The organism is Psychromonas sp. MME2 (genome assembly GCF_040566515.1).
Taxonomy (GTDB): Bacteria; Pseudomonadota; Gammaproteobacteria; order Enterobacterales; family Psychromonadaceae; genus Psychromonas.
Window position 1 is genome coordinate 151,197 of the sequence record NZ_JBEWXI010000015.1, and the last position, 22,778, is coordinate 173,974.

At 38.1% G+C, this 22,778-nt stretch carries 20 protein-coding genes and 2 pseudogenes; 15 read left to right on the forward strand and 7 right to left on the reverse strand.

Annotated elements, in window-relative coordinates; translation table 11 throughout:
* Window positions 1-50 precede the first annotated feature (50 nt).
* The 4 genes from rluF (at window position 51) to AB1A03_RS16080 (ending at window position 3,974) form a co-directional block, all read left to right on the forward strand.
* The gene (gene rluF / locus AB1A03_RS16065; RefSeq protein WP_354625613.1) at window positions 51-929 is read left to right on the forward strand and encodes a 23S rRNA pseudouridine(2604) synthase RluF; all 879 of its coding nucleotides are present in this window, start codon (window positions 51-53) and stop codon (window positions 927-929) included.
* Window positions 929-1,921 carry a thiamine-phosphate kinase gene (gene thiL / locus AB1A03_RS16070; protein ID WP_354625614.1) on the forward strand — a complete coding sequence of 331 codons (993 nt, stop codon included), beginning with the start codon at window positions 929-931 and terminating at the stop codon, window positions 1,919-1,921. Before rluF ends, thiL begins: the two co-directional genes overlap by 1 nt.
* Window positions 1,922-1,931: 10 nt before the next feature.
* A complete protein-coding gene (locus AB1A03_RS16075) occupies window positions 1,932-2,414 on the forward strand; it encodes a phosphatidylglycerophosphatase A family protein (protein ID WP_354625615.1) in 483 nt (160 codons plus the stop codon).
* Window positions 2,415-2,561: 147 nt separating this feature from the next.
* Window positions 2,562-3,974: an ABC transporter substrate-binding protein gene (locus AB1A03_RS16080; RefSeq protein WP_354625616.1), complete on the forward strand. Its 1,413-nt coding sequence runs from the start codon at window positions 2,562-2,564 to the stop codon at window positions 3,972-3,974.
* Between the two features lie 16 nt (window positions 3,975-3,990).
* On the opposite strand, the gene dxs is transcribed toward AB1A03_RS16080, so the two are convergent.
* The 3 genes from dxs to xseB all read right to left on the reverse strand — a co-directional run bounded on the left by dxs (window position 3,991) and on the right by xseB (window position 7,272).
* On the reverse strand, window positions 3,991-5,850 hold the full coding sequence (gene dxs / locus AB1A03_RS16085) for a 1-deoxy-D-xylulose-5-phosphate synthase (RefSeq protein WP_354625617.1): 1,860 nt from the start codon (window positions 5,848-5,850) through the stop codon (window positions 3,991-3,993).
* A gap of 208 nt (window positions 5,851-6,058) precedes the next feature.
* Entirely contained in the window at window positions 6,059-6,946 is an 888-nt protein-coding gene (gene ispA / locus AB1A03_RS16090) for a (2E,6E)-farnesyl diphosphate synthase (RefSeq protein ID WP_354625618.1), read from the reverse strand.
* A gap of 92 nt (window positions 6,947-7,038) precedes the next feature.
* A complete protein-coding gene (gene xseB / locus AB1A03_RS16095) occupies window positions 7,039-7,272 on the reverse strand; it encodes an exodeoxyribonuclease VII small subunit (RefSeq protein WP_354625619.1) in 234 nt (77 codons plus the stop codon).
* Window positions 7,273-7,590: 318 nt separating this feature from the next.
* Between xseB and pomA the strand changes: the two genes are divergently transcribed.
* The 3 genes and pseudogenes from pomA (at window position 7,591) to AB1A03_RS16110 (ending at window position 10,368) form a co-directional block, all read left to right on the forward strand.
* Window positions 7,591-8,364 (forward strand): flagellar motor protein PomA, encoded by a 774-nt coding sequence (gene pomA, locus AB1A03_RS16100; RefSeq protein WP_354625620.1) that lies wholly within the window; start codon window positions 7,591-7,593, stop codon window positions 8,362-8,364.
* A gap of 2 nt (window positions 8,365-8,366) precedes the next feature.
* The gene (locus AB1A03_RS16105; protein WP_354625621.1) at window positions 8,367-9,377 is read left to right on the forward strand and encodes a flagellar motor protein MotB; all 1,011 of its coding nucleotides are present in this window, start codon (window positions 8,367-8,369) and stop codon (window positions 9,375-9,377) included.
* A gap of 136 nt (window positions 9,378-9,513) precedes the next feature.
* A pseudogene (locus AB1A03_RS16110) lies at window positions 9,514-10,368 on the forward strand (PA4780 family RIO1-like protein kinase).
* A 97-nt stretch (window positions 10,369-10,465) separates the two neighbouring features.
* Here the strand turns inward: AB1A03_RS16110 and AB1A03_RS16115 are convergent.
* Window positions 10,466-11,815: an AmpG family muropeptide MFS transporter gene (locus AB1A03_RS16115; protein WP_354625622.1), complete on the reverse strand. Its 1,350-nt coding sequence runs from the start codon at window positions 11,813-11,815 to the stop codon at window positions 10,466-10,468.
* A gap of 92 nt (window positions 11,816-11,907) precedes the next feature.
* Window positions 11,908-13,017: a ribonuclease D gene (gene rnd, locus AB1A03_RS16120; RefSeq protein WP_354625623.1), complete on the reverse strand. Its 1,110-nt coding sequence runs from the start codon at window positions 13,015-13,017 to the stop codon at window positions 11,908-11,910.
* Window positions 13,018-13,373: 356 nt separating this feature from the next.
* On the opposite strand from rnd, the pseudogene leuC reads away from it, so the two are divergent.
* From leuC to AB1A03_RS16145, 5 genes and pseudogenes are all read left to right on the forward strand, one after another.
* Window positions 13,374-14,771 (forward strand): annotated as a pseudogene (gene leuC / locus AB1A03_RS16125) (3-isopropylmalate dehydratase large subunit).
* Window positions 14,772-14,781: 10 nt separating this feature from the next.
* The gene (gene leuD, locus AB1A03_RS16130) at window positions 14,782-15,396 is read left to right on the forward strand and encodes a 3-isopropylmalate dehydratase small subunit (RefSeq protein ID WP_354625624.1); all 615 of its coding nucleotides are present in this window, start codon (window positions 14,782-14,784) and stop codon (window positions 15,394-15,396) included.
* Between the two features lie 138 nt (window positions 15,397-15,534).
* Window positions 15,535-17,061: a hydroxymethylglutaryl-CoA lyase-like TIM-barrel protein gene (locus AB1A03_RS16135; protein ID WP_354625625.1), complete on the forward strand. Its 1,527-nt coding sequence runs from the start codon at window positions 15,535-15,537 to the stop codon at window positions 17,059-17,061.
* Between the two features lie 103 nt (window positions 17,062-17,164).
* Window positions 17,165-17,599: a DUF3010 family protein gene (locus AB1A03_RS16140; RefSeq protein ID WP_354625626.1), complete on the forward strand. Its 435-nt coding sequence runs from the start codon at window positions 17,165-17,167 to the stop codon at window positions 17,597-17,599.
* Between the two features lie 70 nt (window positions 17,600-17,669).
* Entirely contained in the window at window positions 17,670-18,173 is a 504-nt protein-coding gene (locus AB1A03_RS16145; RefSeq protein WP_354625627.1) for a hypothetical protein, read from the forward strand.
* A 53-nt stretch (window positions 18,174-18,226) separates the two neighbouring features.
* On the opposite strand, the gene AB1A03_RS16150 is transcribed toward AB1A03_RS16145, so the two are convergent.
* The gene (locus tag AB1A03_RS16150) at window positions 18,227-19,033 is read right to left on the reverse strand and encodes a Cof-type HAD-IIB family hydrolase (RefSeq protein ID WP_354625628.1); all 807 of its coding nucleotides are present in this window, start codon (window positions 19,031-19,033) and stop codon (window positions 18,227-18,229) included.
* Window positions 19,034-19,190: 157 nt separating this feature from the next.
* Between AB1A03_RS16150 and AB1A03_RS16155 the strand changes: the two genes are divergently transcribed.
* Entirely contained in the window at window positions 19,191-19,523 is a 333-nt protein-coding gene (locus AB1A03_RS16155; protein ID WP_354625830.1) for a YajD family HNH nuclease, read from the forward strand.
* 49 nt (window positions 19,524-19,572) lie between these two features.
* On the opposite strand, the gene AB1A03_RS16160 is transcribed toward AB1A03_RS16155, so the two are convergent.
* On the reverse strand, window positions 19,573-20,442 hold the full coding sequence (locus tag AB1A03_RS16160) for a flagellar protein MotY (protein WP_354625629.1): 870 nt from the start codon (window positions 20,440-20,442) through the stop codon (window positions 19,573-19,575).
* 128 nt (window positions 20,443-20,570) lie between these two features.
* On the opposite strand from AB1A03_RS16160, the gene rnt reads away from it, so the two are divergent.
* The gene (gene rnt, locus AB1A03_RS16165) at window positions 20,571-21,185 is read left to right on the forward strand and encodes a ribonuclease T (protein WP_354625630.1); all 615 of its coding nucleotides are present in this window, start codon (window positions 20,571-20,573) and stop codon (window positions 21,183-21,185) included.
* Between the two features lie 123 nt (window positions 21,186-21,308).
* Window positions 21,309-22,772, forward strand: coding sequence for an HDOD domain-containing protein (locus AB1A03_RS16170; RefSeq protein WP_354625631.1), 1,464 nt, complete (start codon window positions 21,309-21,311; stop codon window positions 22,770-22,772).
* The last annotated feature ends 6 nt before the right edge of the window (window positions 22,773-22,778 follow it).

A 22,778-nucleotide genomic window follows, 5' to 3' on the forward strand; every position in this document is an offset into this window, starting at 1 on the left:
ATAATGTGGCAAAATTGAGTGCCAAATTATGATATTAATGGGAAATTATTTTGCATACAAGCAATGAAAAGCGACTGAATAAATATATTAGTGATTCGGGTTTTTGTTCTCGTCGCGAGGCTGATAAACTGATTGAGCAACAACGTGTTCAAATTAATGGAAAAATTCCGGAATTAGGGACGAAAGTCCAAGTTGGTGATGTGGTTACAGTTAACGGTAAATGCATATCAGCTGTTGCAGAGAATAAATCAGATCGCATTTATATCGCCTACAATAAACCAATTGGTATTACCTGCACCACGGAGCGTAATGTACATGGCAATATTATTGATGCGGTGAAACATAAAGAGCGTATATTCCCCATCGGGCGTTTAGATAAACCGTCGGAAGGATTAATTTTTTTAACAAGTGATGGTGATATCGTAAATAAAATATTGCGTGCTGAAAATGCGCATGACAAAGAGTATCAAGTGACCGTTGATAAACCTCTAAGTGAACGATTTGTTGAGCGTATGCAGCGCGGCGTTCCTATCCTTGATACGATTACTAAGCCCTGTGTCGTTAAAGTTCAGAGTCGCTTTGTTTTTACTATTATATTAACGCAGGGGTTAAATCGGCAAATACGCCGAATGTGTGAATATTTAGGATATGAAGTGACCAAATTAAAGCGCACTCGTATCATGAACGTCAAGTTAGATAAATTAAAACCGGGACAATGGCGTAATCTTAGTGAACATGAAATGGATGAAATTAACCAAGCCGTTGCTTCATCTTCAAAAACAGCGTTAGATACTGCCTTACCTAAAAAACAGTTCAATAGTGACCATGAAAAGCCGCAAAAGAGTGCTAAAAAAATTTTTGTTAATGACAAAAAAAAGCGTGTTATTGCAAATGATAAGAGTAAACGTACATTAAAGTTAAATCGTTAATGAGTATCAGTGAATTTGATTTAATCGGGCAATATTTTAAAAATAACGTCGCCCTCGTAGATAATGATGTTTGTGTCGGGATTGGTGATGATTGCGCTATTTTAGATGTACCAGATGGTTTTCAATTGGCCGTTAGTACGGATACACTGGTTAGTGATGTGCATTTTTTTGCTGATGTTGATCCCTTTAGATTGGGTTATAAAGCGCTTGCAGTAAATCTGAGCGATTTAGCCGCGATGGGAGCTACGCCTAAGTGGGTATCCTTAGCAATCACCCTACCGGAAGTTAATGAGCAATGGCTTGCTGAGTTTTCTCGAGGCTTTTTTACATTAGCGAATCAACATCGGGTTAGCCTCATTGGTGGTGATACGACTCATGGCCCATTATCAATTACAATTTCGGTGAAAGGTATTGTCCCCCGTGGTCAAGCGTTGCTGCGTAATAAGGCCAGTGTGGGTGAACTTATCTGTGTTTCTGGCAACTTAGGCGATGGTGCATTAGGTCTCGATGCTAAACAATTAAAATGTGCGCTGAGTAGCCCTGAATTGTTTATTGATGCATTGGAGATAACGCAACCTCGTATAGAGCTGGGCCTTGTATTGCGCTCTTTGGCGAGTAGTTGTATTGATATTTCAGATGGATTAATACAGGATTTACAGCACATTTTGCAAGCTTCACACTGCTCTGCCAATGTTCATATTGATAAATTACCCTTTTCACCAGCAATGCGAAATGAGATTAATATGGGGGCGATAAATTGTCAGCAAGCTTCTCAGTATGCTTTAACAGGGGGCGATGATTATGAGTTACTTTTTACCATTGCTAGTGAAAAATTGCCGCAATTAACGATGCAAATGCAAAAAGCTGAAATGCATGATATCACTGTTAAAGTTATCGGAGAGATAACCGAACCGACATCTCCTCAGGTCGCTCTCTTTGAAAATAACAAATCAGTCTCTTTTATGACCCAAGGCTGGGATCATTTTAAATAAGGTTAATATAATGAAACGTGATGACTTAAATGGGTTGAAAATTTCTAATCCTATTCATTTTACTGCTGTTGGATTTGGCAGTGGGTTAGCGAAAAAAGCGCCAGGAACATTTGGCACCTTAGCTGCAATGCCTATCTACTATTTTTTATCTTTTCTCTCCGTTGAATTATATATTGGAATTTTGATTCTAAGCAGTGCCATCGGTATTTGGATTTGTCAGGTTACGAGTCGTGATATGGGGGTACATGATCATAAAGCGATTGTCTGGGATGAATTTGTTGGTTATTGGATCACGATGTTTATGGTGCCTTTTTCTATCAAATGGGCTATTGTCGGGTTTGTTCTGTTTCGTTTTTTTGATATTGTTAAACCATACCCTATTTCCTGGTTAGATAAAAAAGTCCATGGTGGCCTCGGTATTATGATTGATGATATTTTGGCGGGCGTGTTTGCCGCTGTCCTATTACAATACCTCATTCATATCTATAATTAATTATATGTTGCGCTTGTTATTACAGTTATTTCAGTTTGTTGTTATCTTTACTGCCCCTTCTCTCTTTTATGATGTGCTTGCGGAAGAAAGGGACGGGGAGCGACAGTCGAAATCCAACAAAGCCCAGTCGGTAACGGTACACCCGAAGTGCAGATTGCTGTTGCAGATATTCCTCTTTATTTTTCTCCCTATGCAATGTCTCCTTTAGAGGCTCAATATGCACATTTATTTTTTGATCCCTTAGTGCGTTGGTCTACGCATAAAGAGTTAGAAAAACGTTTAGTGAGTGGCTGGCTGTTACTAAAACCCGGGGTTATTCGTTTTTTTTTAAAAAAAGAGATTAGTTTTCATTCCGGTAATAAATTAAGTAGCGATGATGTTATTTGGACGCTTGATCAAATTCGTAAAACCCCTCATGCAAAAGCTTTTTTTACAGGTATCCTTAAGATAGAAAAAGTCGATCAGCATAGCTTTGATCTACATACAGATTTGTCTGAAGATCAATTATTAGATTATCTGGCGCATTTTTTTGTTTTAGACCATGCATTTTATGAATCACATAATATCACCATGAATAATAGTCAAGATATCGTCAACTTTAATAGTAAAACACTGCCTATTTCTGGTTCAGGCCCCTATAAAATAAACCAATATAATCCATTATTACATCTACGTGTCGTTAGTAATGATAAATATTGGGGGGAAACTAATGTAATTGCAGGTTTTAATTTTATTAGGATACACTCAGCGAATTCTCGTTTATATGCATTACTTGCCGAAGATGTTGATATATGTGAATCGATGGCTAAAAAAGATATTGATACCGTTAGCCATGCCCCATCTAAAAAATTAGTAGAAATATCTTCATCGGAAGTTGTTTTTTTAACCATTAGTGATAAACGATCTAATGTGTTTAAACGCCGAGTTGCAAGAGATGCCGTTGCTTTGTCGATCAATAAAATGGGCATGTTAAAGCACATTGTTAATAATCTAGGGAGTGTAAAACCCTATTTTACTGCGCAGCAAAATATAGGAGATAAAGAAAATAAAGAGTTGCTTGAATATGATGCCAGAACTGCGAGAAATATTTTTTCTAAAATAACGATGCCAGCGGAGCTGCATTTATTAGTGTTAGTCGATAAAGCGGGTAATACAGCACAAATCGCCCGTGCTTTATTAAATATGATGCAAAAAGTGTCTATTAAACTGACCATTACAGAGGTCTCGGATTTACAAAAATGGAACGCAATGTCCGGTGATTATGACTTTACTTTATCTTCATGGCAATTTCCGTTGTTAAATCGAGATAACATTTACCAACACTTATTTACGGATAGCCCATTAAGTCAATATATCGACGCACTGTTTGCTGAATCGCTTAGTGATAATACACTCGCCAGTAAAATATCACTGTTTGAGCAAAGTCAAGAATCACAATGGATCATGCCTTTGTTATTTTTAAATACAGTATGGGCCAGTGATGATAAATATGATTTAGCATCCATATTTTCCATTAACAGTATCCCATACTGGCATTTATTAACAGTAAATAAGCCATAATAGCAATTGCTATATATTAATTATAATAGGCCTGAATTTGCTCTGTGATGCCTTCGCTATCTAGTTTTAATAAATGGTAAATTTGTTGCTGGGTTCCCTGTTCAATAAATTGATCTGGTATGCCAATGTTTAAAACGGGTAAAATAATTTTATTAGCCATAAAGTATTCATTTACGGCGGAACCGGCTCCTCCCGCAATACTATTTTCTTCAATAGTTACAAACTGAGAATGATGATCACTGAGCTCTTTGAGTAGCACCTTATCCAGGGGTTTTACAAAGCGCATATCAATGAGCGTAGCATTTAATTTTTCAGCGACAGGTAATGCTTGTTGCAGTAAGGTGCCAAAACATAAAATGGCTAATTTTTCCCCTTCACGTATGCGTTTTGCTTTACCGATAGGTAGTTTTTGCATTGATTGACTTACAGGTACGCCGGCACCAACGCCACGAGGGTAACGAACCGCTGCAGGTGTATTAAGTGTGTGGCCTGTATATAGCATGTCTCGGCACTCTTGCTCATCGGAGGGTGTCATAACAACTAAATTAGGGATACAGCGTAGAAAACTTAAATCGAATGCTCCTTGGTGAGTCGGTCCATCTGGGCCGACAATGCCTGCTCTGTCAATCGCAAATAATACACCTAGATTTTGAATTGCAACATCATGGATGAGTTGATCATAGGCGCGTTGTAGAAAACTGGAATATATTGCAACAATAGGGTGTAACCCTGCGATAGCCATACCTGCAGCGAGTGTAACAGCATGTTGTTCTGCAATGGCAACATCAAAATATTTGTCAGGATGTTTTTTTGAGAAACTAACCATGCCAGAGCCTTCTCGCATCGCCGGAGTGATAGCGGTTAATTTTTCGTCTTGATCTGCCATATCATTTAACCACTCTCCAAATATTTGTGAGAAAGTCGGTGTGTTCGAAACAGATTTTGGCAATTCTTGATCGGGTGTAAATTTTGGAACCGCATGGTAACGGATAGGGTCCAATTCCGCTTGTTTATAGCCCTTCCCTTTTTTCGTCATAAGGTGTAAAAATTGAGGCCCTGAATGGTTACGCATATTGCTTAATGTTTCAACTAAATCAATAACATTATGCCCATCCATTGGACCGATATAATTAAATCCGAACTCTTCAAAGATAGTGGCAGGGGAGACCATTCCTTTTAGGTGTTCTTCTGTTCGTTTTGCGAACTCTTTAATGGGGGGAATGGTTGATAGGACTTTTTTACTACCTTCGCGTAATTGCGTATAAAGATTGCCAGATAAGATTTTGGCGAGATGATTGTTGAGTGCACCGACATTTTCAGAGATAGACATTTCATTATCATTGAGAACTACTAACATATCATTATGCAGAGCACCTGCATGATTTAATGCTTCAAAGGCCATTCCTGCGGTAATTGCACCATCACCAATAATAGCAACAACCTTACGATTTTGTTGTTCTTTTTCTGCCGCAATTGCCATTCCAAGTGCAGCACCAATAGAGGTTGATGAATGTCCAACACTGAGCACATCATATTCGCTTTCTTCCCGCCATGGGAAAGGGTGTAAGCCTTTAAAGGTGCGAATGCTATGCATTTGGTCCCGACGACCCGTTAAAATTTTATGTGGGTAGGCTTGATGGCCGACATCAAAAATAAGGTGGTCAAAAGGGGTACGATAAACATAGTGTAGTGCCACGGTTAATTCTACTACACCAAGCCCTGATGCTAAGTGTCCACTGCTTTGGCTAACTGTTTTGAGTAAAAACTGGCGTAACTCATTACAAAAGGCGGGGAGTTGCTGTTTTTTTAATAAACGCAACTCTTCGGGGTAATTAATATTAGCAAGCAAAGGGTAGTTTTTTAAATCCAAAGGCATAATAATTCGTCGCGTTTATAAATTTGATAAAAGATGAAAGCATTAATGCTGATTATACCCATGGTACTTCAATATGCAAAGTCAGCAAGAAAAGCATGCTGAAATACAAGCAAGTACGTGACGAGGCATATTGAGGTATCACAGGTATAGTAGTGTAAGTAAAGTGTATTAATATCCCCGTTCATCATAAGGTGGACTAGGATAGGTCCTATCGATCTCTCTTTATGACATATTGAGCAAAGGATTCAAGTAATTCAGTATTATAGGGCAATTGCGTTAAAGCATGAAGTGCTTCTTGATACAGATATTCTGATTTTTCTATTGCGCCTGCGAGGCCAAGTAGGGCCGGGTAGGTCGATTTATTTAATTGAATATCCGATCCCTGCGGTTTACCGAGAGTTTTAGTATCACCTGTGATATCTAAAATATCATCCTGTACCTGAAAGGCTAAACCAATCGCACGTGCAAAATTATGCAATAGTTGTCTGTGTTCACATGGTAAATCAACTTTACTTAGCGCAGCTAGTTCTACTGCTGCTATTATTAAAACGGTCTTCGCATTGTGTATCTTTTCAAGGGCAGTTAAGTCAATTTTTTTATTTTCGGCTTGGAGGTCTAAAGATTGACCTGCGCACATGCCATTATCACCGGAAGCTTTGGCAAGCCGGTTTATCATCGTCAGCTGTGTTTGTGCAGAGAGCCCAGCATTCGCTGTAGATAATATATCAAAAGCCAATGTTTGTAGTGCGTCACCAGCTAAAATAGCGGTCGCATCATTAAACTTTTTGTGGCAAGTGGGTTTACCTCGACGCAAGTCATCATCATCCATAGCTGGTAAATCGTCATGAATTAGCGAATATGCATGGATACATTCTATGGCGCAGGCGATAGGATCTAAGGTGGTTAATTTAGTTCCTAACATATTACCCACGATATAAACGAGAATAGGGCGTATGCGTTTGCCACCCAGTAAAGCGCCATAAGCCATTGCTTCGTTTAATTGAGCAGAGATTGGAGCATTTTGGTTAATATAATGTTCTAGTTGTGAGTTAACACGGTTTTGATAACGGGTGTTTATTTCAACAAGTTGTATCATAGATTTTACTATATTCACTTTTATATAATTGAAAAATTTCAGCTTGCTATCATTCTGTGACCAGAGTCGTTATAGCAATGGCAATAAAGAACTTAACCATTAAATGGTTGTAAAACCGCTTGTTCGTCTTGTTGCATTAATATTTTTACCTGTTGTTGGGCATCTTGCAACTTTTGCGAGTTACTGCGAGCGAGCGAAATGCCTCTTTCAAATTGTTTTAACGCATCCTCTAAAGGTAGATCGCCGTTTTCTAAGTGATTCACAATAGTTTGTAATTCAGTAATTGCTTCTTCATAAAGCATATTTTCAGGTTTCTTTAATGCCATGGAACGCTCATTTAGCTAAAATTTAAAGAGTACCGTGCCTAGCCAATAAGTCAATTACTGTTAAGGTAAATCTTTTATAAAGGGGGAAGATGTGATCTATTTCTGTTTGAATGTAAAAAATTAATAAAGATCATGGCAGCTTACCTGTAATATAAGCGAAAATAGATATACTCAACAAATTAATTCATTGAATGAAATTAATAAACGCTAACGGTATTATTCAGCGTTCTTGAAATCTAACCACTCAGTGTTGATTGGGTGTCTGTTTCGCATTTTCTGAATGTTGGATTGTTTTACATTTACTTAAAGGAATATTTTGTGGATTTAGCAACCCTTATTGGCCTCATCGGTAGTTTTGCATTTGTCATCATGGCGATGATATTAGGTGGTAACATTGGGATGTTTATAGACACCGTCTCAATATTAATCGTATTGGGTGGTTCATTATTCGTGGTTATGATGAAATATAATCTCAGCCAGTTTATTGGCGCTGTCAAAATCGCCATAAAAGCGTTTATGTTTAAAACAGACTCTGCGGAAGAGTTGATTAGCAAATCGGTGGAAATGGCTGACGCAGCTCGTAAAGGGGGCTTTTTAGCACTTGAAGAGGCTGAGATTAATAATCCTTTTATGCGTAAGGGGATTGATATGTTAGTCGATGGGCATGACGCTGATGTGGTGAGAAGTACGCTGGAAAATGATATCCGTTTAACGGCAGCAAGGCATGAATCTGGCGCAGAAATATTTAAACAGTTTGGTGACGTTGCTCCTGCTATGGGGATGATCGGTACTTTGGTTGGCTTAGTGGCAATGCTATCTAACATGGATGATCCTAAATCCATTGGACCTGCAATGGCCGTAGCACTATTAACAACACTATACGGTGCCGTTATAGCGAATATGATGGCCATTCCTATTTCTGATAAATTAAAATTAAGAGCGGCGGAAGAAGCGTTGAATAAAAATTTAATTCTTGATGGAATATTAGGTATTCAAGATGGTCAAAATCCACGTGTTATTGAAGGTGTGCTAAGAAATTATTTACCTGAATCAAAACGAAGTATTGATACAACAGATGAAGCGGGTAATTAACAATGGCTGATCAGGAATGTCCAAAATGTCCCCCAGAGGGGTTGCCCGCATGGATGGGCACATTTGCTGATTTAATGTCATTGCTTATGTGTTTCTTTGTTTTGCTATTATCATTTTCAGAAATGGATGTGCTCAAATTTAAGCAGATTGCAGGCTCAATGAAAAATGCCTTTGGTGTACAAACAAATTTAGAAGTTAAAGATATTCCAAAAGGTACCTCCGTTATTGCGCAAGAGTTCCGTCCAGGTAAACCAGATCCAACCCCGATTGAAGTTATCATGCAACAAACTATTGAGATGACAAAAGCAAAACTCGATTTTAAAGAGGGTGATTCGAATAATAGCGGTGGACAAACTAAAATCCAAGCACCAAAGCAAGATGCGCCCGATGAAAGTGAGTCAGATAACATTAATGAGCCACTGGATTCAACGGATTTAGAGTCGCAAGAGCAGCAGCAAGAGGAAGAACAGCAAGATGAAGCAATGGATGAGCCTGTCGAAAATCTTATCCAAGCTCCGGGCGTTTCTGCCGATCATGGCTTAGCGAGCAAAGTTGCCAAAGATTTACGTGAAGAGATTAATGATGGTGCTATTGAAATAGAGTCATTAGGTCAGCAGTTAATTATTCGTATTCGTGAAAAAGGGGCATTTCCATCGGGATCTGCTTTTTTACAACCTCGTTTTCGCCCCGTTATTAGCAAAGTTGGCAAGGTACTCGTTGATGTCCCTGGGGTGATTACTATTTCTGGCCATACTGACAGTGAACCTGTTCATTCAGAATTATATCGCTCGAACTGGGATCTTTCCGCACAGCGTGCTGTTTCAGTAGCACATGAAATGTTAAAGGTAAAAGGGATGAAAGGTAAAGAGTTGGTCGTTGCTGGTTATGCGAACACTAAGCCTTTAACTAAAGGGAAAAGTATCGCTGAGCGTCGCCGTAATCGCCGTGTTGAAATCATGGTTATGCAGGGAGAAGCTAAAGAAAGTGATCCGATAGGCTTACCGGCGAATTAATATTTTCGTATCTATAGCGTATTTATGGTTAATTTCTGTATAGTACGGCATTCCTTAATTGATAGTAGTTATTGCATCTATAAGCAGATTTACAGTCTGCTTTTATTTAAATCATTTATTAAAGTATCAGTAGAAAATGAAAATTCCGAAAAGATTACAGCCACTTGTTGATGATGGATTAGTTGACAAAGTATTACGTCAATTAATGAGTGGCAAAGAAGCAACGGTTTATGTTGTCCAGTGTGGGGAATTTATTCGTTGTGCAAAGGTATATAAAGAAGCCTCTAAGCGAAGTTTCAAACAGGCGGTTTTATATACCGAAGGTCGTAAAGTACGTAGCGGGCGTCGAGCGCGTGCAATGGAAAAAAATTCTAAATTTGGTCGCGAACAGCAAGAAAATATTTGGCAGAATGCAGAAGTCGATGCCCTTTATAAATTAGATGCTGTTGGGGTACGTGTACCCAAGCCTTATGGCTGTTTTGAAGGCGTGTTGTTAATGGATTTAATCACTGATACACAGGGCTTTGCTGCACCTCGTTTGAATGATGTTTCGATGTCAAAGGAACAGGCGATAGAAGATCACCTTGAAATGATGCAATATGTTGTGGCCATGCTTAGTGTTGGTATTATTCACGGTGACTTATCTGAATTTAATGTGTTAGTAGACGAATGGTAAAATTTGGTTATTATTGACCTACCGCAGGCAGTTGATGCTGCTGCTAATAATAACGCGAAGCGAATGCTGCTAAGAGATGTTGAAAATATGAAACGCTATTATTCGCAATTTGCGCCAGAGTTATCACATACTAAGTATGGCGAAGAGATCTGGCAGCGCTATGAAGCCGGTGAATTATCCGTTAATACGGTGTTAACGGGGGAATTTGTTGAACCAGACAATGCGGTCGATGTTGATAATGTTATGAATGAGATAATGACAGCGCGTGATGAATATCAAGAGAAGCAGCAACGCTTAGTGGAGGCAGAGCTTTAATCTATTCAATTTCCACTCTTTAATTATTCTACTTGGTGGTATATTTATCATATATATTAAGTAGAATAATTACCCATTCGCTAGTTTATTAGTATCCTTATGACTCTATCACTTTTTTTAATAGTATAATTAATCCCAAAACAGGCACGCCAATTAATGCTGAACTAATAAAAAAGTTTATATAGCCCCAGTGATCCACATAAATCCCTGAAAAACCAGCAATAAACTTAGGAAAGAGCAACATCATTGAACTAAATAGGGCATATTGCGTGGCTGAAAATTCAATATTGGTTAGTTTAGAAATGTAGGTAATGAATGCTGTTGTTGCAATACCTGCACTGATATTATCCATCGAGATAATTGCCGTTAATAGCAGTAAATCTTTTCCAACAAAAGCTAAGACAGCAAAAATCAAATTGGTGATCACAACCAGAAATGCCCCTAAAAACAGTATCGAATAGGTGCTATAGCGAGTTAATAAAATCCCTCCTAAACCTGCGCCTACAAGGGTCATGATCACGCCAAATACCTTTGATATAGCCGCTACTTCGCCCTTGCTATAGCCCATATCGACATAGAAGGGGTTAGCCATGATGCCCATGACAATATCGGATATGCGGTAACTACCAATGAGAAGTAATATCAATATTGCATTCTTGCCATAGCGTTGAAAAAAATCAGTGAAGGGTTGAATTATCGCTATGCTTAACCAAGCTAAAAAATGAGCGAGGATGGACGGCAGATGTTGGTATTTTAATTTTTGTTCAAGTTTCTGTGCGTTTATTTGCTGTGAGTTTTGATAAGTGGGTTCATGGCAAATGAATGTGGTAACAATACCTACCCCCATGCATAGCGCCATAACCAGATAGGATGTTGACCAAGCAGATAATTGATAAGCATCACTACTGCTTGCCCAAGCAGCTATTGCTAAAGAGCCAGCTCCCGCCATGATCATGGCAAGTCGGTAACCAGTCATATAAGCTGCAGCCATCGCTGCTTGAAGCTTTTCTGGAGCAGATTCAATACGATAGGCGTCGATGACAATATCTTGTGTAGCAGAACTATAGGCAACAATAATAGCAAAAATAGCGAATGCAGTAAGATTTTGTTGAGGATTGCTTAGAGCCATGCCTAATAGTGATAAGACAATAGCAAGTTGTGAAAATAATAGCCATGCTCTACGTCGTCCTAACCAGTTGGTTAGAAAGGGTAATGCTAAACTATCTACGAAGGGAGCCCATATCCATTTAAATGCATATGCTAGCGCTATCCAACTAAAAAAACCGATACTTGCACGGCTAACATCAGCTTCTCTTAACCAAAAAGAGAGTGTTGAAAAAACAAGTAAAATTGGTAAGCCTGCGGAGAAACCGAAGAAAAAGAGGATCACGACTCGTTTTTCAAGGTAGACCTTACAATTTTCCAGCCAGGACTGCGATTCGCTCATATTCGTCGCTCTCTAATAAACCTAGGTGTAATAAACAAAAGGGATAGTGCATCGGAGCAATATTGGTCTCGTAGTACATTATCAAAATCTAACTAATGTTCAAATTGATGTCCGATCAGTTCAAAGCGCCATTCGGATAATAGTTTCGGTTTTTTGGCTGTTTTCTTTTGTTCTGCATCGAGTTTCCATAACCAACTCAAATATTCATTAATAATACGTTTTGAAGCGATGAGTTTCAACCGGTAATTCATATTTTTCCGCGCACAGTTGAATTTTACTGCGCATTGCTTTAACTGTCTTTTTGTAGGCTGGAAAATCCACGAGACGCGAAACATAGGGGGGTATGTTTCCGGATCTTGTTGAGCAACTTCCTTAATGATAGCTAAAATTGTATCGCCATGAATGCGAATCTCGTTTGGTAGCAAATGTAGACGGTGTAAATCTTCAAACGAAGCTGGGCGATAATGAGCCAATAACCAAAGGTGGTCTTCTTTTACAACAAAATTTAGCGCTAGATTACGTGATTTAGCCGTGAGCAAACGCCATGTTGCTAGCGCTTTAATAACGGCGAGACCTTGCCTATCTAATTTAAACAAGTTGTTGAATGATTTGTATGCTTTTTCAGGATCTTGGGTTTGCATTTTTTGATTTAGAATCATTTGGCACTCTTGTTCGAAAAAGAGAGTCATTTTTTTCTCTTCAAGACGTTTTTGTAAATTTTCTAAGCAAGATTGTAAATAGAGAACATCAATAGCTGCGTAATTTATCTGCTTAGCACTTAAAGGGCGTTGGCACCAATCAGTGCGTGATTCTCCTTTATCAACAACAATTCCCTCTAATGTTTCCACCATTTTTGCATAACCCAATGAAGCACCAAGGTTTAAGAAAGCACAGGCTACTTGCGTATCAAATAGCTTAATATTTAAGTCACCTTTATGTTCGCGAATAATCTCTAAATCTTCACTGCTCGCATGCAAAATACATTTTTTTTCATTGAGTGCAGACCAAAAAGCAGAAAGGTCTGTAATAGCAAGCGGATCAATTAAGGTGATTTTGTTATTTTGTGATATTTGCAATAGGCCAAGATTGGCAAGATAGGTACGTGTTCGTACAAATTCGGTATCAAGAGAGATAGGACTATCGTCAAGTGTTGCTATAAAATCATGCAATTGTGTTTGTGTCGTTATCATGTCAAATTGCATAGATACTCCCATATGAATAATAATTGTTATATGTTACTAAAATTATTAAAAATCATCCATTTATATTCACTGTGATAAAAGGGATATTTTAAAGCTTGTGAGCTAGCTATTTTATATGGCAAGATTTATAGATGATAAAATCATGCATATTAATCAAGATAACGTGCATAAATAGTCATTTGAATAGGATTTTGTGACTCCCATCTTGTGAGATTGACAGTGATCAATTAGAATGGGGCAATCTAATAGTTTATTTTAACCCCCAAGTAACGATGTTTGTTAATAGCTTTTTTAAAACAGCTGTTTACAAATGTTAGCGTCGAATATTTACAGTGAATAGTACGGTAAGGAAAACAATGACTAAAACAATGTATGAAAAAATCTGGGATGCTCATTTGGTGCATGAACCAGAATCAGGTTCACCACTTCTTTATGTTGACAGACATTTAATGCACGAAGTAACCAGTCCTCAAGCATTCGAAGGCCTGAAATTACAAAATCGAGCAGTGCGTAATCGACACAGTATTCTCGGCACCATCGATCATTGTATCCCTACTGTCGATCGTACCAACATTGTTGATGTTATTGCCAAGAAACAAGTTGATACAATGACCGCTAACTGTGCATCTCATAATATCAATCTGTATGGATTAGATAGCCTAAATAATGGTGTTATCCATATTGTTGTTCCAGAGCATGGCTTTGTTCATCCCGGTATGGTTGTTTGTTGTGGTGATAGCCATACGGCAACTCACGGCGCATTTGGTGCATTGGCCTTTGGTATAGGCACCTCTGAAGTTGAACATATAATGGCGACACAGACATTACAACAGAAGAAAGCGAAAACGATGCTTGTTAAAGTCGAAGGTAAACTTTCTAAATTTGCAACCGCAAAAGATATCGCCCTTGCTATTATTGCTGAAACAGGGACTGCTGGTGGTACGGGATACGTCATGGAATTTGCTGGCGATACCATTACCGATTTGTCGATGGAAGGGCGTATGACGCTCTGTAATATGGCAATCGAAGCGGGTGCGCGTGCAGGGCTTGTTGCTCCAGATCAAAAAACCTTTGATTACTTAGAAGGTAAAGAATTTGCTCCTAAGGGCGCTGATTGGGATGCTGCTGTTGCTTATTGGAAGAGTATTCCTTCAGACGAAAATGCACAATTTGATGCAACGATTACATTAAAAGCAGAAGATATTGCACCACAAGTTTCTTGGGGGACATCACCTGAGCAAGTCGTTGCTGTAAATGCTGTCGTTCCTGCGCCTTCTGATTTTGAAAATGAAGTAAAAGCACAGGCATGTGAAAGTGCGCTTAAATACATGGATATTAAAGCGGGGCAAAAAATTACAGATATTAATGTGGATATCGTCTTTATTGGTTCATGTACTAATGGACGTATTGAAGATTTCCGTGCGGCGGCTGAATTACTCAAAGGTAAAAAAGTAGCTGCAGGTGTTCAAGCTATCGCAGTACCGGGATCTTTCCCTGTTAAATTCCAAGCGGAAAAAGAAGGCTTAGATAAAGTATTTGTTGAAGCTGGATGGGAATGGCGCTATTGAGGATGTTCTATGTGTTTAGCAATGAATGGCGATGAGTTAAAAGACGGTCAACGTAGTGCTTCTACATCAAATCGTAACTTCGAAGGTCGTCAAGGTAAGGGCGGACGTACTCACCTTGTTTCTCCTGCGATGGCAGCAGCTGCATCTATTGCAGGCCACTTCGTTGATATTCGTGATTGGAAATAGGAAAAAGATAATGCAACCATATATTAAACACACTAGTATCGCTGCGTTAATGGATCGTAGTAATGTTGATACAGACCAAATCATTCCAAAAAACTTTATGAAAAAAGTAGAGCGTACAGGTTTTGGTATCAATTTATTTCATAACTGGCGTTACCTTGCTGATAATGTCACTCCTAATCCCGAATTTGAATTAAATAAGCCTGCTTTCCAAGGTGCTAAAATTTTAGTTGCGGGTGAAAACTTTGGCTGTGGTTCATCGCGTGAACATGCGCCATGGGCAATCGCTGACTATGGTTTTAATACCATTATTTCTACTAGTTTTGCCGATATTTTTTATAGCAACTGTTTTAAAAATAGTATTTTACCTATTAAAGTCAGCGAAGATGAATTAGATGCATTAATGGCTGAAATTGCGGCTAATGAAGGTGTACAATTTACGGTTGACCTAGCTGCGCAAAAAGTCACAACACCAGGTGGTCTTGATATTAGCTTTGACGTTGATGCATTCCGTAAAGAGTCATTACTTGAAGGTCTTGATGATATTGCGTGGACGTTAAAACATGAAGATAAAATCACTGCCTTTGAAGAGAAACAGAAACAAGCTTTACCTTGGTTGTGGAATTAAGGCCGCTACTATTAAAATAGTGGTCGGTTAATTAAAAAGGCGCAATTGTTGCGCCTTTTTTATCGAAAACTGCTTGGATTAATATTTGAAAATTAATCCAAGCAGCTTTTAAACAGAATAACAGACGGAGTAAAGGGAATGATACAGCCCAACGTTGTACAATTAATGGATACTACATTACGCGATGGCGAACAAACTCAAGCGGTTTCATTTTCTCCTGCTGAAAAGGTTAGTATTGCTAAGGCTTTGTTACAAAAATTAAAAATAGATCGTATTGAAGTCGCTTCTGCACGTGTCTCTGAAGGTGAAAAAGAGGCCGTTAGCAAGCTTAATCGCTGGGCAAGTGGCGAAGGGCTTGTTGATAAAATCGAAGTACTTGGCTTTGTCGACCATACATTAAGTGTTGATTGGATAACAGATACAGGTGGAAAAGTTTTAAATCTATTGGCAAAAGGTAGCTTAAAACATTGTACTGAGCAGTTAGGCAAAACTCTTGATGAACATGTTTCTGATATAAAACAGACGATCGCCTATGCCAAGCAAAAAGGGTTAAAAGTTAATATTTATCTCGAGGATTGGTCAAATGGCTATCAAGACAGTCCTGAATATGTTTTTGCAATGGTAAGTCAATTAGAGCATGAAGGCATTGGCCACTTTATGCTACCTGACACATTAGGGGTCATGTCTCCCGATGATGTGTTTACAAGTCTAAGTGATATGATTGGACGTTTTCCGCATCTGCAATTTGATTTCCATCCGCATAATGATTATGGCTTAGCCACTGCTAATGCGCTGTTTGCCGTTAAAGCGGGTGTTGCTTCAATCCATTGCACCATGAACTGCTTAGGTGAGCGGGCGGGCAATGCGTCACTCACTGAAGTTGCCGTTGTTTTACAGGATAAATTGGGTAAAAAGGTGAATATTGATGAAAGTGAAATACACAATTTAAGCCAGTTAGTGGAGAATTTTTCAGGTAAACGTATCGCCGATAATACGCCAATTGTCGGTGCCGATGTGTTTACTCAAACCAGTGGAATTCATGCCGATGGTGATAGGAAAGGTGGATTGTATATCACTGCATTAACGCCTGAACGTTTTGCGCGTTCACGCAGTTATGCACTGGGTAAAATGAGTGGTAAGGCTTCGCTTATGAAAAACCTTGAGACGATGGATATTGAACTTGACGATGAGCAGCAGAAAAAATTGTTGAAACGCATCGTTCGCTTAGCGGATCAAAAATCTAGTATTAGTCCCGATGATTTACCATTTATCATTGCAGATATGCTCGAACGCAATGATTATAACTATGTAGAATTGTTAAATTGCTCTATCAACTCTGGATTGGAACTTGAATCAACTGTTAGTATTCGAGTTCGAGTTGCAGATGAGATATATAAAACCAGCGGTAGTGGTAATGGTGGTTTTGATGCTTTTATCAGCGCAATGAAAAAAGTGTTAGATAAAGATGGATTCCAGTTTCCTGAATTAATTGATTACGAATTACGTATTCCCCCAGGTGGAAAAACCAATGCATTAACCGAATGTAGAGTGACTTGGTCAGATGGTGATAGCCAATTTACGACGCGTGGCGTAAATGCTAATCAGGTTTTAGCAGGTATTGCTGCAACTATTCGTATGATAAACCTCAAATTTCATAAGGAGTAATGATCTCCTTGCGACAATTTTTAGTCGTTAAACCAATATTTGTTTTAATATGTAGCAATGAGTTAATTTGCTATGTTTAGTTAATTTTTTATAAGGTTATTTTATGCGTGTTTGTGGGGTTGAGTTAACGGGGAATGAAGCGATAATTGGTATCATTCAATTAAAAGGGGGGCTCTATGATGTGCCAGCCGTCAGGACAACTAAATTAACGTTAGGCGATGCAATCAATACTGAGCCACTTAAAAAATTTCAGTTTGATTTTTCACAATTAATGAAAGATTACCAAGTGGATACGGTTGTTATTAGGCAGCGTGACTTAAAGGGCAAATTTGCTGGAAATCCACTTAGTTTTAAAATTGAAGCTGCGTTACAGCTGATGAGTGATGTTAAGGTGCTTGTGCTTTCTCCTGCTTATATTAAAGAAGGTTTAGCGAAAGCGCAGGTAAAACCAGAAGCAAGAGAATTGGGGTTAAAGCAGTTTCAAGAAACCGCATTGTTAACTGCTTTTGCTTACTTAGAGCACCAAGCGGCCAATTAATAATAGTTAAAGCCGTTTTTTACAACGTCATGAAATCTGTAAAGTTGAAAATCGCAGCTAAGGATAAATTTTGAAAACAGATGTTAATCCCTTTTTAAATACATTACTTGATACTGAGAAACCCGTTAATCCACAGGGGTTCTTTGTACAGGGGGCTTTATACTTACAAGCTCAGTTATGCGATTATTTATGCAAAGAAGGTGTGGCGATAGAAAATAGCTTTTTAAAACAAATTAAGAGTGCTCAACGGCATGGTAATAGTGAGACGGACAAAGCATTTTGGAGGGCTTTGCATGTTATTCATTCCCTATCAACGATGCCTTCTCATCACCAATGCGAGAGAAAATGGCTACGTTTTATTAATATCATTGAAAAATTGCAAGGCTATAATGGCAGTCAATTATTTGCGCATGTTGGCATTAAGAAAAAGCGTTTATATCGCTTATATTTTGCGTATATGCTCAGCTGGGAGCATTTGCGCTATCTAGCGGGTAATGATGATGAATTTAGCCCAAGCGCTATTGTTCTTGATACTTTTTCGAGTATTAATGATGATCATGACCACTCCCATTAAGTCATAAAGCAGTGCTATCTTTTTTAGATAGCGCAGCTTCATTTTTATCGCTATTATTTTAGTAGAAATTTTTCAAAGACATGGGCAACACCATCCTCATCATTGCTCGTTGTAATAAAATTCGCATGGGCTTTAACTTCATCAACGGCATTATCCATTGCAACACCTAATCCTGCGAACTTAATCATTTCTAAATCATTCGCCGCATCGCCTACACATATCACTTGTTCTGCTGTTAGTCCGAGATGTGCGGTTAAAGCAGCCATGCCTTCACCTTTGTTGCTATTTTTATGCATAAACTCGTAAAAAAATGGTGTGCTTTGTGCCATTGAATACTTTTCTTGCATCTCATTTGGGAGTAATTTAATCCCTTTAGCGAGTTGTTCTGGCTCGTCAATCATCATAATTTTGATGATATCATCATTTTCATCAAGCTGATTAAAGTCGTATAGGTTAAATTCAATGCCATTGAGTTTTGCTTCATAATCCGTATATCTATTTTCCTTTGGTGTGATCAGCCCATGCGTCATAGAGTAAGCTAAAATATTAACATCTAACTTATTTGCTAGCTGATATAACTCAATCGCATCTCGCCCTGTTAAAATAGAGCTTTTTATAACTGAGCGACAGGCTACTTTAAGAATGAGTGAGGCGTTATAGGTTAACACATAATCATCTTCACCATCTAAACCCAACGCTTGTAATGTTGGTAGCATGCCTTCAAAGGGGCGGCCTGAAGCTAATACTACTTTTATATCTCGTTCCTTTGCCGCTGATATTGCTTCGCGAACACGATTGGTTAGGGCTTTTTGGCTATTTAATAAGGTGCCATCCATATCTAAAGCAATTAATTTATACATGATTAATTCCGGTAATTTATTTACCGATAGTGTATTTGAAATCGTCTTTTTAATCGACACTGTTTGTAGAAATAATATTATTGCTGACTTTGCATCTTGAAGTATCATGGGTATATTATCTGTTTTTAATATTAATCATTTAAAGAGTGGTACTCAAATGGCCTATATCCCAAGCAATTACAAATCAATGGAAAATGACTATCGCGATAAAGCATTAAAATTGTTTCCGTGGGTGTGTGGAAAATGTGCGCGTGAATTTGTTTATTCTAATTTACGTGAATTAACGGTTCATCATATCGACCATGATCACAGTAATAATCCAGCAGATGGAAGTAATTGGGAGTTATTGTGTATCTACTGTCATGACCATGAGCATGATAAATATACTCAAGCAGATTTGTATGGCAGTACGGTAGTCGCTGGTGATGATGTACAAGCCAGTGCAACCTACAACCCCTTTGCAGACTTGTTATCTAAAATGAAAAAGTAGTGTATTATGCCCCAATCATAATATTCGAATGGGGCATGTGTTGGATGAGTTAACTATCTTCCCGTTCAATAGAGATAACTACGCGGCGATTTTGCATCCGTCCTAATATATTTTGGTTATCCGCCACATGATGTTTTTCACCAAATCCTGTTACCTGTATTTTTTCATCATCTAGACCTAATTGTTCTAAATATTCTTTAACTGAAATTGCGCGTTGCTCCGATAATTTTTGATTATGACTACGGGAACCATAGCTATCTGAGTATCCTGCAATGAGCACAACACTAATATTTTCATCATATTTAATGTAATCACCAATCATTTTTAAACGTTTTTTGGAAAATGAGGTGAGTTTAACGCCGTTCTTATTGTATTTTAAAATACTAAAAGAGATATCTTCAAAATCGTAGGGTAACAGTTGATCGACACAATTACTAAACTCATCATAGCTACGATTAAAATTGATTGATGAAAGTGCGACACTGGTTATTTGATCATTATTACGCCAATCTTCAAAGAAAAAGGTTGGGTATTGTCCTGCTTCAAGTTCGTTCAACATGCGCCAAGCGCTTTGTTGCGTAACATAACCATCAAATTGTTGATAAAACTCGACGGTATCAATATCTTCGCTAGGTGCACCGGGGCGCCATTGTGGCGGTATTGATTTGAGTTTCACTGTGCGTGTAACGGGCATCGCCAGTTTACTATGTAAAATAAAATCAAGGTTGATTTTTTTACTTGCCCTTGCCTCAAAATGCGCTTGTCCATAATTTGGAATAGGGTGCTCCAGTGTACATTGAATGGGAGTAGAGCTGGAGATATACCAAAGGGAGTTATCCATATCTGCGTGATAACTTTTATTCGTTGCAAAGGCTGATTGATAGAAAAATAGCAGTGTTATAAAAATAATTTTTTGCATAATATAACTCATCTTATTAAGGCGTCATCATTATTATCGGCAGCGATATTTTTTTCTTTAGTGAATTTTATGCTGTTTTCGGAAAAATCAGGCATAATTACTTTTCAAATTTTAACTATGAGTAAATTATGGCAAACACATTGACTGCGCGTTTTCGTGGTTATTACCCCGTTATTATTGATATTGAAACATCAGGATTAAACTCTCAAACGGATGCGATGCTAGAAATCGCCGCAATTTTTCCTGCGATGGATGAACAAGGTTACCTTTATGCTGCAGAAAAAATTCATTTTCATATAATGCCATTTGAGGGGGCGAATTTAGATCCTAAAGCATTGGAATTTACCGGTATTGATCCCTTTAATCCGTTACGGGGCGCTATTGATGAATGTGAGGCATTAAGCGAAATTTTTAAGTTAGTTCGTAAACATCAAAAAAATAATCAATGCAATCGTTCTATAATTGTGGCTCATAATGCTTCATTCGATCAAGGTTTCATAAATCAGGCAACCCAGCGTTGTAACTTTAAAAGAGTCCCATTTCATCCTTTTGTCAGTTTTGATACAGCGAGTATGGCTGCGTTAGCCCTTGGTCAAACTGTGCTTGCGAAGGCTTGTGAACAGGCCAAAATACCCTATGATAATAATGAGGCGCATTCTGCTTTATACGATACACAAGTGACCGCAGAGTTGTTTTTCTATATTGTCAACAAATGGAAAGGATTAGGCGGATGGCCTGTTTAATTAGAATAATATCAGTTATTCAATAATAGGCCTGGCAAAGTATCTTGAGGTACCATAGGGATAGTTGGCGCCTTTTACTCCTCATCACAATAATTGCAAATGAATCTAGGGGTAGTGTTCTTCATGGCAGAAAATAGAAAGCGAACAGCGGCAAGGTGGGTTGAGTTATTATCTAAGAATGAGCTACCAGCAATTACTTCTGTTGCGAGTAAATTAGATAAATTTTCCAATGATGACATTAGTTCTATACCTAAATTATGTAAGGTGATCTTACACTATCAATCTCTATCATCCTCAGTTTTAAAAGTTGTAAATAGTGGTAACCGTATTTCTAAACGTCAGATAACGACCGTTTCTAGAGCGGCTATTGTGTTGGGTATACGCACAGTAAAAAATATCTGTTTGACATCCAAAATATTAGATGGCCTATTAGAAAACAAAAATTTATCTCAGCAGGTCTGTAAGCGTTTAGGTATGTTAATGGCCAATGCCTTCCATGCTGCTTTATTAGCTAAAATGATGTTGCCTGAGTATGAAGATGATACACAGGAAGAGGTTTATTTGGCTGCGATGTTATATAACATCGGTGAAACTGCTTTTTGGAGTTGTGATAGTGAAATTGCTCGAGAATTAATTGAAAAAACATCATTACCTGCAAATCAGTTTCAAAAACATTGCCAAGAAACGCTTGGGATGAGTTTTAACGAGCTTAGTCGAGGGCTTGCTGAAACATGGCATCTTGGGGATTTATTAAGGAAGTCACTGGATACCCCAGAAAGTCGTACGGTTGAAATGCAAGCAATAAGCTTAGCAAATAAGCTCAGTTTTTATATTACCTCGCCACCGAATAATAAACGTGAATTTAATGAATTTAATGAAGTATTAAATAGTATTAGCCATATTATGCATATCGATAGACAAATTTTACGTGAACGTATAGATGAGACAAGGGTGCTCGCTATTAGTTTATTAAACTCATATGGTGCTTCTGTGTTAGATGAATATATTCGCAAATTGCCTAAAGAAGATGATTTGACAATTTCAACGCGAAACGCCACCATTTTATTGAGTCAGGAAAAAGCGATATTAATGACCGTTAAAGAGATAACAAGGTTAAGTAAAAAAGGCCATAGTATTAATGAATTATTAAATTACACACTACAGCAAATAGCGACTATTTTTCACTTCAGTCGTAGCTCCTTTTGGATGCTATCTAAGGATAAAAGTCATTTGGAATCAAGGGTTTCATATGATGATTATGGGGAGGTTATTTATTTCCATCGCAGACTTGATATTAATAAAAACCTTCATTTAATGGATCACGTTTTACAAAATGAGGAGGCGACGTTAGTGGCTAACTATCGTGATCCTAAATGGCGCAATTATATTACAGAAGATATTGAAAAATTAATTGCTAATGGTGTTATTGGCTTTGCTCCTATTATGATTTCTAATAAAGTGATTGGTATGTTCTCTGTGCAATATTTAGGTGCAGTAGAAAAAATAAATAGTGAAGATTTTTCTCTATTTAACTTTACTATCGAGCACCTTAACATGTGTTTAACGGCCTTTTCGATGCGTCAATAGTAAAAT

Coding starts and splice junctions, on each gene's coding strand:
- rnd (WP_354625623.1), bottom strand. CDS start 13,017: ATGCAATTTGACATGATAACGACACAAACACAATTGCATGATTTTATA.
- AB1A03_RS16115 (WP_354625622.1), bottom strand. CDS start 11,815: ATGAGCGAATCGCAGTCCTGGCTGGAAAATTGTAAGGTCTACCTTGAA.
- AB1A03_RS16105 (WP_354625621.1), top strand. CDS start 8,367: ATGGCTGATCAGGAATGTCCAAAATGTCCCCCAGAGGGGTTGCCCGCA.
- thiL (WP_354625614.1), top strand. CDS start 929: ATGAGTATCAGTGAATTTGATTTAATCGGGCAATATTTTAAAAATAAC.
- AB1A03_RS16155 (WP_354625830.1), top strand. CDS start 19,191: ATGGCCTATATCCCAAGCAATTACAAATCAATGGAAAATGACTATCGC.
- ispA (WP_354625618.1), bottom strand. CDS start 6,946: ATGATACAACTTGTTGAAATAAACACCCGTTATCAAAACCGTGTTAAC.
- AB1A03_RS16150 (WP_354625628.1), bottom strand. CDS start 19,033: ATGTATAAATTAATTGCTTTAGATATGGATGGCACCTTATTAAATAGC.
- AB1A03_RS16135 (WP_354625625.1), top strand. CDS start 15,535: ATGATACAGCCCAACGTTGTACAATTAATGGATACTACATTACGCGAT.
- AB1A03_RS16160 (WP_354625629.1), bottom strand. CDS start 20,442: ATGCAAAAAATTATTTTTATAACACTGCTATTTTTCTATCAATCAGCC.
- xseB (WP_354625619.1), bottom strand. CDS start 7,272: ATGGCATTAAAGAAACCTGAAAATATGCTTTATGAAGAAGCAATTACT.
- AB1A03_RS16140 (WP_354625626.1), top strand. CDS start 17,165: ATGCGTGTTTGTGGGGTTGAGTTAACGGGGAATGAAGCGATAATTGGT.
- AB1A03_RS16170 (WP_354625631.1), top strand. CDS start 21,309: ATGGCAGAAAATAGAAAGCGAACAGCGGCAAGGTGGGTTGAGTTATTA.
- rnt (WP_354625630.1), top strand. CDS start 20,571: ATGGCAAACACATTGACTGCGCGTTTTCGTGGTTATTACCCCGTTATT.
- leuD (WP_354625624.1), top strand. CDS start 14,782: ATGCAACCATATATTAAACACACTAGTATCGCTGCGTTAATGGATCGT.
- AB1A03_RS16075 (WP_354625615.1), top strand. CDS start 1,932: ATGAAACGTGATGACTTAAATGGGTTGAAAATTTCTAATCCTATTCAT.
- dxs (WP_354625617.1), bottom strand. CDS start 5,850: ATGCCTTTGGATTTAAAAAACTACCCTTTGCTTGCTAATATTAATTAC.